Genomic DNA, 12,269 nt, shown 5'->3' on the forward strand with positions numbered 1-12,269 from the left:
CACGTGCGGGCGATTCGATGTCTTGCGGTCGACCTCGTGCGACCTTTCACGCCACGTGATGTGGGCTCCCGAAGCCTGAAGGCCCCCTTCACCGTGTCACCCAGTCACCGTGTCACCCAGTCACCCTGTCATCGCCCTACTCCCTCACTCCAAACAACCTCCGCGTATCGGGGTGAATCAGGACCCAAATCGTGTACAGACCGAGAGCGGTGCCAAACGGCACCATGAAGAGATCGAGCACAGACAGGGGAAATGCTGCCAGGCGAGCCCAGGGCCGGTAGCCTCGCAGCGCCAGGCCGGCGCCAGCCGACGCGGCGCCCCAGAGCAGCAGGAAAGCCGCCACGCCAAAGAACAAGCCAGCCGCGAGGGAGGCCGCCACACGGACCTCCGCGCCACCAGCCAGGCTCACGGCGCCGACACCAAGCGCCGCCAACGCTAACGCGGCAAGACCAGCGAGCGCACCGGCGATGATATGGAGCCGCCCTACGAGGTCGGCGTGAGTGTGCATACGGCTGCGAATGACGCCGCGCACGCGTCAATCAATGTGACAGGATGCGGGCTCAGCGGACCGACACTTGAACGACCACTCGCGTCGGCGCGTTGGGATCGCGCAGACGGAAGTGGAGTGAGACACCATCCCGTAGGCCGGGCGGCATGCGCAACACGAGATAACGCGGCAGGAGAGCGCTTCCCTCGCCAGCGCAGCCCTCGCAACGGGCGCCCCACGACTCGCCACGCCCGCCGCATGCCGCACACGTCGTAGGAAGACAGATCCGAATGGGAACGCGGCCGCCACGCCGGGCCTCGAGGCCCGTGAGCGCGACACATGCTACCGTGGCCGGACCACCGTCATCGCGCTCGAAGAAGCGGCGCCGAGCACGCTCCACCGCAGCGGTGGCGGATGGAAAATCAACAGCCACCTCGTCACCGAACCAGCGGAGGTCGCTGGGAAGGGCAGAGACGCGGGTCGCCAGCGCGCTCTCTACGCGGGCAAGCGGACCGCTCCACCCGGCGCGCCGATGGCGCATGCGCACGCCGCTCGGGCCCGTGGGGCTCGCACCAAGCATGCGCCCCACCGGCCGGAGCCTCTTGCCCGAAATCGGGTCGAGAATGCGGTAATAGTCCTGCATGCGCGCTCGCTACGATAGGAACGCCCCGCCCCTATTGTCAAGCAAACCTTTCCCCAACACACCCACGATGTTCGGGCGCCGGTTACCGGGCGCCCAGCGTGAGGAGCACCTCCCGCCGTACACCGTTCTCCCACTTCTCGAAATCGAGCGCCGACTCACATTCGTCACACAGCACTTCAAGCACGGCGGGACGTTGTTCATCGGCAACTTCCACACGGGTGTCCTCCAGCGACACCACGTGAACTTGTAACGTCTTGACTTGAAAACGGCGTGCGTTTCCGCACGTCGGGCAGACAAACGGCATCCTGTTCTCCTCACGGTCGTGGCACGTCACTACACTCCGCACCCGGAGCCTGTCGCCCTCGACCCTCCGACCATGTTCAGGGTTGCCCTGGGCATGTCGAAGAGTGTGGGGGGTTGAAGTGCGCCGCAGCCTACGCCGCTTCGTCGATTCTATTGGATGGGGAAGACCTGAGCCAGAGAAATCAGGACACAGGATGCAGGAATCTGGAAACGGGCTTGACCTGCAGCCGGCCGCCTGCAATGAGCGCCGTCCCGCTCGTGCCGGAGCTCGTTCGCCGAACGCGCCGTGGCAATGTGCGCACCCAAGACGAGGAGCTCGCTCATTCGGGCTACTCTTCGTCCTCTTGCTCGGCGTCCTCCTCTACCGGCTCGCCGAGTTGCAGCACAGCGCCAATCGCGTGCCCTGGAAGCAAACAATGCTCACCCTTTGCCTCGAGTGACACTAACGTAATGTCCCACGGACGCGCGCGATACGAAGCCGAAACGCACCCGCACGGCAGGGCCTCGAGATCCTCGAACTCGAAAAGGCTCAACGGCCGCGGCGTAGCGGCAGCGCTGGTGGTGGTGGTGGCGGTGGTGGTGGTGAGCGTCATGGCCTCCATCGTGGTGACCTCCTACCCGACCACGTTGCAAAGTTGACGCCAAGCTGGTTTCGAGAGTCAGTCTCGACCCAATGCCTGGCGGGCTACCCGGCCCTTCGGCTGAGCGCGTGATGCGACTCCCCGGCCGGTCGGTCCTTCCTGCAGTGGTCCCATAAAGGCTCGAAAGCCTTACCTACTCCTATAGACGCAACCAGCCCTCCAGAAGTTACGTCCCCTTAACGCCGCGAATACAACCGGTTACGGGTAGACCAGTAAGCCACGCACCTGATGGTTTGGAAACATGGCCTCCGCCGCCCTCACATAGAGCTCGAGCTGGCGCTGGTCCGTCGCCCGCGAGCGCCCCGTCTTGAATTCGATCACCGACACCTCGTCTGCGCCCACGACGAGGCAGTCGATCGTGCCACGGACGATCCAGCCGTTCGGATTCGGTGATCCGGCGAGTAATTCCGTGTCGGTCGACCATGTCGCATTGTCTACCCTGGCCCGAACCGCAAACGGCACCTCGGAGTAAACATCGCCAGCCGCCAACGCACCCACCACCTCGTCGCGCTTCCCGATGGCACTCGCGAGATCGACTGCCACCTCGACGAGCTCGTCGGTGTCGCTTGTCGACAATCGCTCGTCCGGCTCGATCAGCGAGCGCGCCCTCTCGGCGAGTACAGTCGCGTCCTCCGCCGGCGACACACCGAAGCGCAGCAGGCGATGCACCAGGCGACCCACGAGAACGTCACTGCTATCAGCTTCGCTGCCTGTCACCGCTACGCTCGGTGCCTCTCTGATCTTTTCGGCGCGACCGCGCGCGACTTCAATCACATTGAGCCGCGTGACGGTTGAGCCAACGTCCAACGGCGCCAACCCCGCGGGCAACGACCGGTCCATCGCCGCGACTGCGCTTGCCGCCGTCGTCTCTATTACAACGTTCTCGGCACGGCAAACGTACAACGCGTGCGCACCGCTCTTTCCGACCCACGTGGTGCGACCGCCCTGAGGTGTGTAGGCTTGTGCTTCTGCGATCACGCGCTGGAAGTCTGAGGGGATCACCTCACCGAGGCTTCCGCGCCCCGGCTTGAATGTCCGATCGCGGAGCAGTGTTGCAAGGTAGAGGCGATCTCTGGCGCGTGTGACCGCCACGTAGAGCAACCGCTTGGTCTCCTCGCGGTTGCGCCGCTGCTCCAGCTCCTCCACGGCCCGGTCGCCTGCACCCACGGCAACGGCCGAGGCCCCATCACCGCGATCCAGCACCAGACGCACCGGCTCCGGCATACCGCCCGTGCCTCGCGCCAGGTTCACCACGAAGACAATCGGGAACTCGAGCCCCTTGGCGGCATGAACTGTCATGAGGTTGACGGCATTTTCCGCGTCGACCATGGCATTCGACTCATCGCCCGCAGATAGACGATCGAGGTGATCGGCAATACGCGCGAGCGTCGCATATCCGCGGTTCTCGATGCGACGGATCAGGCCACGGAGCTTCTTCACGTTCTCGCGCGCCTGCGCCCGCCGCGGTCCCTGCCATTCGAACGCATACGCAGTCTCGCTCACGATCTGGTCCAGGAGCTCGGCCTGCGGTACGTGATCGACCTGCGCGAGCCACCGTGGCACGCTCTGCCGCACCTGCATGAAGACCCGCTGATCCTCCTGGTCGAGATGCGCGATGACCGGCGGCGGTTCCGGGTCGGTCAACGTGGACGCGAGCCTCGGAGCGAGCATCCGCAATGCGCGATCGGATACACGGACGAAACGCGACCGCAGGAGCGCCGCCGCACGGAGCGACGACTCGGGGGCGGCAAGGTATCGAATGAGCGCGATCAGATCCTTGATTTCGTCGGTGTCATAGAAGCCGAGCCCCTTGTACACATAGGCGGGGATGCCGCGCGCATCGAGCGCCGCCTCGAACTCACGGTGGCTCTCGCGCGAGCGAAAGAGGATGGCCACGTCGCCGGCACGTGCGGGCCGCCGCATCTTCGTCTGTCGGTCCCGGACCTCCGCCTGCCCGAGAAGCCGCGCAATTTCAGCGGCAACCGCAGCCGCGCAGGCCTCCGCGGTCTCGGCAACGGCCAGGCCAACCGCAGGCTCGGAATCCGGAGTCAGGATTCGGCCCTTTGACTCGCTTCGCTCGAATGGAAAATGGTCTTCCGGGCGGTAACGGAATCGGTCCAGATCGGAGCCGCCTTCATCCATGGCTGCGAACAGATCGTTGGTGAACGCGAGCAGCTCCGGGCGCGAGCGAAAGCTGTAGGCAATCGAGCGTCGAACGTCGCGCGTCCCTGGCCGCAACCCGGCAATCTCCCGCGCCGCTTCATCCAAGAGGCCGACCTCGGCGTCGCGAAAGCGGTAGATGGACTGCTTCCGATCGCCAACGAGGAAGAGCGATGGCAGGAGCGGTGCGTCGTGTACGAGGCCGAATCCTTCGCCCCACGACTGCACGAGCAAGGAGATGAGCTGCCACTGCAGGCGGCTCGTATCCTGGAACTCATCAACGAGGACGTGGTGATAGCGTGACTCCAACCTGTACCGACTCTGCGAGAACTCGTCCATCTGCCGCAGCAGACCAACGGCGTGCGCCAATACCTCGGAGAAGTCGAGCGCACCGTGCGCCTGGAGCGTGCGGCGATATTGGTCCAGCGCCACGCCGAAGATCCGGCGGATGCCACGCGCCAAGATGATGTTGAGCGCGCGATCGAACCGGTCGATGGCACGGATGACATGCGGCGCGAGCTCCGTGTGCTGGGCGCGGTGACGCTGATAGGCCGCAGCCGTTTCGTGGTCGCGCGCAGGGTACGGTGGACGTTGCCGTCGAGCACCATCGCGCGTGAGGAAGTAGGCACCGAGGTCGTCTGCAAGGGCCCGCACCTCGGGAGGCCGGCCAAGCTGGCCTTGGATCAGCCGCCTGAGTGAGGCAGCAAGAAGCGCAAAGCGCGGCGCCGCGAGTGGGCCGTCCCTCAGCCACTGGTCCAAGGGATCAGGGGTCAGGGGCGAGGGATCAGAGGCAAGGGGCGAGGGGCGAGGGGCGAAGATATGCTGCAGCTCCGCGACCAAGTCCGCCGCCGCCTGCTCGCTCGTCAGATCGCCAGACGAGGCCCGGAGGTAGCCGTCGAGCGCCTGCTGGGCCACCTCTCGCCGCTGGAGCAGGTGCGCCAAGCCGCGTCGCAGGCGATTGAGTGACAGGTGCGCGAACACGAGGGCGACGCTCTCGTCGGCGCGCGCCCGCAGCTGGCAGACACGCAGCGCGTGATCCAACGCCTCCTCGATCAGCCGCGCGACCTCTGTCTCGTCCGCGAGCGTGAAGCCGGGGTCGAGGCCCGCCTCGAGCGGGAACTCGCGCAACAGTGAGAAACAGAACGCATCGATCGTGCTGATGCCGATGTCTGCGAGCCGATCGCGCAGCATCGTCCAGCGCGTGCGGTCCGCCGGGGCGCCCGTATACGCCGCGCGCCGCAGCTCGTCGACAATGCGCTCGCGCATCTCGGCCGCCGCCTTGCGGGTGAAGGTAATGGCGAGGATGTGCTTGGGATCAATGCCGGCACGCAGCAGATTCAAATACCGTCCCACCAGGACGGTCGTCTTGCCGGTGCCTGCGGACGCCTCCAAAACGACGTTGTTCCGCGGATCAATCGCAAACGTGCGCGCCGCCGCATCCGGCAAGCGGCTCTCCCCTTGATCCCTTGACCCCTTGATCCCTTGATCCCTTGAGGAATCACTCATCGCCAACGTAGTCCTTCCGGCAAACGGTCGGAAAGGCACAGTACACGCAGAGGAACGGCTCTGCGGGCGTCACGCGAAAGTCACCTCGCCCGATGGCGTCGACCGCGCCAAGGAAGCGTTCGGTCGCCTCGGCCAATCGTGCGCTCGACGCGGTGCCGGACCGCACCACCGGTACGTTGGGCTCGGCAAGACCGAGCGCGAGATAGCCCGCTTCGGTCAGCTGCCACCTGCCACCGCGCTCGCCGGCCAGCTGCTGTTCCAGACAGAGGCCGTAGATCTGCGGTTGCAGCGCGACGTCGGAGCGCGGTGCGCGTCCGATCTTGTAGTCGATGACGCGCAGCCACTTTTCTTGTGGCGGAGCCCCCGCACCTGGAGCACGCGTCGGCTGGATCAGGTCAACCCGATCGACCACACCGCGCACGCTCACCCACCGCTGCTCGCCGCCCTGCTCGAACAGGTAGCGCCCTTCGATCGAGTGCTCGACCAGCCGCTCGGTGATCCTGCCTGGCCGAGCGATCTCGGCGCGCAGGACGCGATCGATGAGGCCCGTGGACACAGCTGTTCCCATGAAACGCTGCCGTTCGAGTGTGCGGTCTGGCTCCGGCAGCGCGGCGAGCGCCTCATCGACGACCTCGGTCAGCGCTTGGCGCGCGATCGGCATCGACTCGACCGTCAGCTCCGTTCGCCACGGCTGGCGTGCGAAGAAATCGTGGAGCACCTGATGCAACAGGCGGCCGCGCTGGAGCGCCGAGAGGCCTGGTTCCTCCTCGACATCCGGCTCGAGCGCGAGCTCGTTGGCTGCGAAGTACTTGAAGGGGCACTGCAGATATCGCTCGACGGCCGTGACCGAGAAGACGCGGGAGCGCGGGCCCCGCTCGGATGGTGTCGGGCCATCCTGCGGCCCCGCCTGCCCGCGGAATCGTGCGGGATTGCCCGGCGTGCGCGACAGTCGCAAGGCGAGCCAGGCGGCAGCGGGCTCCTCCACGGCACTGGAGACGACAGGCGCGAGTGACAACGCCTCTTCTGCCGTCACGCGAATCTGCGGCAGCGCGCGCCGGACCAGCGACCCATCGAGCTCGTCGAGCTCCTCGAGAAGCGCCGACGGACGGACGAGGGCATCCTGCTCGAGGAGAAAGCTCGAGACGGAGAGCTCACCCTGCGACAGGCCCATCAGATCGTGAAACGCCGCACGTGCCGCACTGATCCGATCCGCCTCGCGCGGCCATCCGAGATCGATCAGCAGCGACGCTGGATAGAACACGTTGCGCGTCGGTGCCTCGGGCCACTCACCGTCGACGAGGCCGGCGAGGTGCACGCCGGCGAACTGCCCATACCGCGCCGCGTCGGCGTCGACCAGATGAACGCCGTCCCGTCCCGCTCGCGGCGTGAACGTCTGTGCCTCGATCCAGCGGTGCAGCACGGCCGCCAGGTCGGCGAACCTCACGGGCTCGTCATGGAACTCGCGGTGCGCATCGCGAAGCGCCTCGAGCGCTCCCACAATGGCGGCCCGTGCACGAAGCTGCCGCGGACGGTCGCCCTCGAGCGGCCCAGGCCTTGCGTGCCGTTGCAAGAAATCGAGCAATCCCTGCAGGTGAGCGGAGGGTGGCGCATCCGCCTCCAAGCTGGCGAGCTCCGAGGCAGCCGCTGCCGCGGCGCCGGCGGCACGAGCGGCACGGATCTCCGGCGGCCGTGTCCCAGACCGGGATGCAACGGCAGCCCAGCGGTCCGCCAGTCTGCACAGGTGGTCGAGGCCACCGAGATATCCCGCATCGACCAGCGCGCGGTCGAGCGCGGCGACATCTCCGCCGGTGATCGGCTGCTGGTCTTCGCCCACGAAAAGGAAGTGCGACGACCGCAGCAGCGCCACGATTGCCACCCGCACGAAGCCAGACGAGACGGCCTCGAGGACGACATCGAGCGCCGCCGCGTACGGCTCGGATGCGAGCGGGAGCGCGTCGAATGCCTGGCATGGGATGCCGGCGCCGCTCAGGACCTGCCGGGCGAGATAGAGATACGGCAACGGCCGGTTGTAGACCAGCGCGATGCGATCGAGCGGTGGCAGGGAAGGTTCGAGGGACGAGGGGCGAGCCTCTGGCTGGCTGGCGGCCGCCTTGAGCCGGCGCGCGAACAACAGGAGCTCCTCCTCGCGATCACGGCTGACGAACCAGCGGGCGGCGCTCGTCTCCCCGGCCGCCCCGGGATTGCCGGGCGGTGCAACGAGCGTGACGCGAGACCTCGGCCGCGACTCGATCGTCTGCTCGACGAGGTTCGGCAGGCAGGCGTACAGCCGCTTACGCAGACCGCTCGCGAGCATCGATTCGGTTGCCACGACATCGACACGCGCGAGGCCGGGCAGCTGCTGCAACAACTCGTAGTCAGCCGGCCAGAGCCCGCCACGCTCGCACGCCTCATCGGCCACCGAGACAATGACGTGGCGTACAGGTCGCGGCGCCGGTTGTGCGATGAGCACGGCTCGCAAGGTGTGCTCGTCCAGCGCGCCAGTCGACGGAAGCAGCGCTTCGTAGGCTGCAAACGTCGCGGCGAGGAACTGGGTCTGCTCGAGAAGACGGCGGGCGCCACGATCGATGTCGGTCGTCGCGCCAAGCTCGTCGATCAAGCGCGTGGTGAGCTCGTCTCGCGTGTGGCGCAGCCTCCGGACGGCGTCGTAGAAGCGGAGCATCTCGGCGAGGAGGCCGGGGCGCAGGGCGAAGGGCGGTGACATCCCGCGGCGGCGCACTTCATCTGCCGCGCGGCGGAAGAGCACTTCGCGCGCGAGCTCCGAGAGACGGGGTCGCTCATCACCCAACCGCTCGTGCAGGTGCTGATACATGCCTGCACGTGTGACGAGCGCCGGCATCAGCACGGCCTCGTCTGGAGTCTCATCGGTCGCGAGCCCGAGCGTCGCACGTTCGGCGGCACTTGGCCGCCACCTCTCGAGGAGCAGGCGCGACTCGATGGTCTGCCGGAGCTGCTCGGCCGCGCTCTGTGATGGCACCAACACGAGCCGGTTGAGTGCGAGGAGCGGGCCACCGAGGCAGGCCGTCGCGATGATCGCGCGTTGGTACGCGTCGAGGTCGGGGGTGCGGATGAGAAGGGTGGTCCGGCTCAAGGAAACGATGGCTTTCTCGTCACGCGCGCGATGTCGTCTCGCGCCTGCTCAGCCAACATGATCGCACCGGATGCAGCGGCGGCGGCGTTCCATGCGGCGCGCATGTCGGCCGACGCGGCTGCCTCACGACGGCCGCGTGCGGCCGTCAGCGCGAGATGCACGGCGCTGGTCACCAGCGCATGGGGCGCTTGCAGCTCAGGCGTGGGTTGGATGCGCGCGAGCGTCACGAACGCCTCGGCAAGCTGCGACTCGAGCTCCGCCAGACGCTCTACCTCGGGTCCTGCCAGCGTATGGATGGCTTCGAGCGCCGCACGTTGTTCTTCGAAGCACTTGAAGGCCGGTGACACCGCGCGCTGGTACGCACGGTAGACTGGCTCTCGCAGCGCCCACTGATCGCGGAGAAGCCGCACGCGCCGCGCGGCATCGAGCTTGCTCTCCACTGCCTCGACCAACGCGTTGACCTCATCTGGTCGCTTGTGCCCGAGGGCGGCGTCGCGCCGCTCGATGCGTCGGCGCAGCTCCGAGACGCCGTCGACGTCGGCGCGCGCTGCCAAGCGTTCCGCACGCTCCAGGCTCGCCTTGGTCAGGCGCGCATAGGCGCGGTTGGTCGAGCGCTCTTCGGCGAGCGTCGCTTCCAGTCGCTTGCCCACCTCGCGCGTCCATCGCTCTGGCAGGGCACGTGCCCGCTCATCTACGAGCTGGTATGTGCGCTCGAGCAGGGCGAGGCGCTCGGCTGGGGTGTCGATCTGTGGTGCAAGCTCGAGCGCCTGTCCGATGAGCTGCTGGAGGGTTGGCGGAGCTCGCAGCGGCTCACGAGGTGGTGTCGTCTCGGCGGCCAGGGCGAGGTCGAAGGAACGATCGCCGGCGGCGCGCCGCAACCGTACGATGGTCTCGTCCAGCATGGCGACGAGCTGGCGCACGTCGGCCGCGCGATATCCATGATGGCGTGCGGGCCAGGCGGCGAGCCTTCGTCTCGCCGCCTCGGCGATCTGGACGCGTGCTGGAGCGCTCGTGGCCTCGTTGATACGGCCCAGCGTCTCGGCGACGTCAGCGGCGAGTTTCGCGTAGTCCTGCTCGCCGCGGATTGCCGCGTAGCGCGCGGCGCGCACGCTCTCGGCGTAGCGCTCGCTCTTGCGCCAATCGATGCGCGACGCCGGCAAAGTCACCGTCTGCAGTGGCGGCGTCTCATCCGACTCGACGAGGTCCAGTGGGACGGTGAACACCACCTCGTCGCCGACGCGCACCCACTCCCCGTAACAGTGCACGCGGTCACCGTCGACCAGGAACAACTGGAACAGCGGTGGCGGTGGCACGATCGTCGCATCGGCGCGCGCGCTTGGCGCGGTCATCGAGGCGAGCATCATCACAAGCAGGCCGACAGCCGATTGGCGCACGCGTCGATCTTGTGCCCAATGAGCAACGCGTGACAAGAGTATGATGTCTAGGGTCAAATTCCTCACTTGCTTCGACGCGCGAGAGGCCGCGGTGGTCGGCCTGCTGACAGTGTTGCATCCGATTTGTGGAAAAGATGTTGAAGTGTGGTGCATCGCCTGTGGACAAGCAGACAGTGCGATCCTTCTTGTCGTCTCCACTAGTCAACGGCGACGATTCGCGTCTGTGCATGGCGCCTTCGCGTCTTCTTTCGCTTGCGCCACGGCGCCCGATGACTACAATTGCCGCTTCCAGGTCTTCAATCGTGCATACACCCGTACATCACTTCGACCATGAGATCGGCGGTCACGCCTACCACATCGAGGTGGCGCAAGTCGGCGTGGACACCTGGCGCGCGCAGGTCGTCACTCCGTACGGCGGACGGACAGCCTTGATGCCTTTCTACGATGCGACGCCCACCGATGCCGCCGATCGATTGGCCGACTGGCTTGCACGTGCGCACAGGAATGCAGCGGGCAACGAGTCGCGTTGAAGCTCTTTGACGCCGTGTGCTACGTTCGTTAGAATAATTCTTCTGCTCGGCCTCCGCTCGACTGGAGGATGAGCGAGCATCCGCCTCTGCCGGGGTTGAAGCCATCCGCTGCATACTTTGGCACCATGACGGATGTGCTCGCCGCACTCGAGTGAAGGCGGATCCGTTGGCAAGAAGTGGGCCAGTGGCGCAGTTGGGAGCGCGCTTGAATGGCATTCAAGAGGTCACGGGTTCGAATCCCGTCTGGTCCACCAGCTCCCTCGCTTCGCTCGGTCGCCGGCACACCATCCGGGTTTCAGGCAAGCGGCTTCGCCTTCGGCTCGCCAGCCGGCTCGAATCCCGTCTGGTCCACCAAACCTTCATTCCTGGTCTCGATCCCCCGCAAGGAGCTGAAGGCGGGCACAGTTGCGGCGGTTCGAACAAACTGTTTTCCGTCGAACGCGATTCCGTCAGGAAGGAAGAGTTGTTGGAACCGCTGCCGCTGCTCGAGTGAGGCCTGCACCCAGAGATCCGCGGCACGTGGCAGGATACGCTCTGCGAACGCCAGGATGCCCTCCACGTCCAGTTCTTCGAGCTGGCCGGAGTGACGCTCAATCCGGACGAGCGTGAGCTCCTCGCGCAGTTTCTCCGCGTGACGGTCGTAGGTCTCGATGTCAATCGAACGCTCGAACAGGAACGCCTCGTCGAGACGGTCCAGCTTGTCTGGTATCGCCTTGGCTGCACGCTCGGCGTTTGCGATCTCCTCACGCACCGCTGCTTTCCGTGCCTTCCAGATCTGCAGCACGGATTCCTTCAGTAGCCGCATGTAGCCTGGCGTTGGCTGAAGCAGCGCCAGTTCATCTGCGAACAGTCCTTCGAGCTTCGCCTTCGCGACGTTCACAGCTCGGCAACCAGGGCGGCAGTGGTAGTACGCGTAGTACTCGCTGCGTCCCTTCGACCAACTGCCCGTCAGACCGCGTCCGCACGAGCGGCAACGGACGAAACCGCGCAACGGGAAGTCCGGATGCGCGCGCTTGCGAGGCGCTGTGTTCGGCACACGGCCTGATAGAATCGCCTGGACGCGGTAGAACAGCTCCTCGGAGATCAGCGGCTCGAAGTCGCCGCGTTTGCCGCGGACGCCGTACTCGGGCACGTCCACAATGCCCGCGTACAGCTGGTGGGGCGGCGTCATCGACTGCGTGGTTCCGCCACCACCATCCTTGCATCGGACCAAACAACCGGCTCTGCTCATCGCTGGCGGGATAGCCGCGAGTCTTGGGGTCCCATCCCTGCCCGCCGCTGCCGTCAAGGCGACGGCGACGCAGCAGATGAAGAACGTGCCTCTGCACGAGCGGGCACCCCTCCTGACTGCAGCCATCCAGGCAGGGTCCGAATCGGTTCACGGGCGACGGGTTCTGCTCGTCGATGACCTGTGGGAGACTGGTAGTACCCTGAGACGGGTTGCCGAGGTGCTCGGGCAGATGGGCGCCACAGAGATCCGGGCGCTCGCGATGACC

At 66.3% G+C, this 12,269-nt stretch carries 10 protein-coding genes and 1 tRNA gene; 4 read left to right on the top strand and 7 right to left on the bottom strand.

Annotated features, from left to right (window positions below):
- Positions 1–136 precede the first annotated feature (136 nt).
- Together GEV06_20750 and GEV06_20755 are read right to left on the bottom strand one after the other, a co-directional pair.
- Entirely contained in the window at positions 137–508 is a 372-nt protein-coding gene (locus GEV06_20750) for a hypothetical protein (GenBank protein ID MPZ20321.1), read from the bottom strand.
- A 52-nt stretch (positions 509–560) separates the two neighbouring features.
- Positions 561–1,130: a hypothetical protein gene (locus GEV06_20755; GenBank protein ID MPZ20322.1), complete on the bottom strand. Its 570-nt coding sequence runs from the start codon at positions 1,128–1,130 to the stop codon at positions 561–563.
- Positions 1,131–1,164: 34 nt separating this feature from the next.
- Here GEV06_20755 and GEV06_20760 point away from each other — a divergent pair, with 34 nt between their 5' ends.
- The gene (locus GEV06_20760; protein MPZ20323.1) at positions 1,165–1,380 is read left to right on the top strand and encodes a hypothetical protein; all 216 of its coding nucleotides are present in this window, start codon (positions 1,165–1,167) and stop codon (positions 1,378–1,380) included.
- A gap of 382 nt (positions 1,381–1,762) precedes the next feature.
- Here the strand turns inward: GEV06_20760 and GEV06_20765 are convergent, their stop codons facing one another.
- The 4 genes from GEV06_20765 to GEV06_20780 all read right to left on the bottom strand — a co-directional run bounded on the left by GEV06_20765 (position 1,763) and on the right by GEV06_20780 (position 10,243).
- Positions 1,763–2,026, bottom strand: a complete 264-nt coding sequence (locus tag GEV06_20765; protein MPZ20324.1) for a hypothetical protein — start codon at positions 2,024–2,026, stop codon at positions 1,763–1,765.
- A 246-nt stretch (positions 2,027–2,272) separates the two neighbouring features.
- Entirely contained in the window at positions 2,273–5,740 is a 3,468-nt protein-coding gene (locus GEV06_20770) for an AAA family ATPase (GenBank protein MPZ20325.1), read from the bottom strand.
- Complete coding sequence (locus GEV06_20775; GenBank protein MPZ20326.1) at positions 5,733–8,849, bottom strand: hypothetical protein; 3,117 nt, start codon at positions 8,847–8,849, stop codon at positions 5,733–5,735. Before GEV06_20775 ends, GEV06_20770 begins: the two co-directional genes overlap by 8 nt.
- Complete coding sequence (locus GEV06_20780) at positions 8,846–10,243, bottom strand: hypothetical protein (GenBank protein MPZ20327.1); 1,398 nt, start codon at positions 10,241–10,243, stop codon at positions 8,846–8,848. Before GEV06_20780 ends, GEV06_20775 begins: the two co-directional genes overlap by 4 nt.
- A gap of 302 nt (positions 10,244–10,545) precedes the next feature.
- On the opposite strand from GEV06_20780, the gene GEV06_20785 reads away from it, so the two are divergent.
- Both GEV06_20785 and GEV06_20790 read left to right on the top strand, forming a co-directional pair.
- Positions 10,546–10,773: a hypothetical protein gene (locus tag GEV06_20785; GenBank protein MPZ20328.1), complete on the top strand. Its 228-nt coding sequence runs from the start codon at positions 10,546–10,548 to the stop codon at positions 10,771–10,773.
- Positions 10,774–10,951: 178 nt separating this feature from the next.
- Positions 10,952–11,027 (top strand) — tRNA-Ala (locus GEV06_20790).
- A 41-nt stretch (positions 11,028–11,068) separates the two neighbouring features.
- On the opposite strand, the gene GEV06_20795 is transcribed toward GEV06_20790, so the two are convergent.
- Positions 11,069–12,004, bottom strand: coding sequence for a hypothetical protein (locus tag GEV06_20795; GenBank protein MPZ20329.1), 936 nt, complete (start codon positions 12,002–12,004; stop codon positions 11,069–11,071).
- On the opposite strand from GEV06_20795, the gene GEV06_20800 reads away from it, so the two are divergent.
- On the top strand, positions 11,913–12,269 hold a 357-nt coding region (locus GEV06_20800), incomplete at its 3' end, for a hypothetical protein (GenBank protein MPZ20330.1). The two genes, GEV06_20795 and GEV06_20800, sit on opposite strands and share 92 nt — an antisense overlap.

This window comes from Luteitalea sp., from assembly GCA_009377605.1.
GTDB lineage: Bacteria > Acidobacteriota > Vicinamibacteria > Vicinamibacterales > Vicinamibacteraceae > WHTT01.

Coding starts and splice junctions, on each gene's coding strand:
- GEV06_20750 (MPZ20321.1), bottom strand. CDS start 508: ATGCACACTCACGCCGACCTCGTAGGGCGGCTCCATATCATCGCCGGT.
- GEV06_20755 (MPZ20322.1), bottom strand. CDS start 1,130: ATGCAGGACTATTACCGCATTCTCGACCCGATTTCGGGCAAGAGGCTC.
- GEV06_20765 (MPZ20324.1), bottom strand. CDS start 2,026: ATGACGCTCACCACCACCACCGCCACCACCACCACCAGCGCTGCCGCT.
- GEV06_20770 (MPZ20325.1), bottom strand. CDS start 5,740: ATGAGTGATTCCTCAAGGGATCAAGGGATCAAGGGGTCAAGGGATCAA.
- GEV06_20795 (MPZ20329.1), bottom strand. CDS start 12,004: ATGAGCAGAGCCGGTTGTTTGGTCCGATGCAAGGATGGTGGTGGCGGA.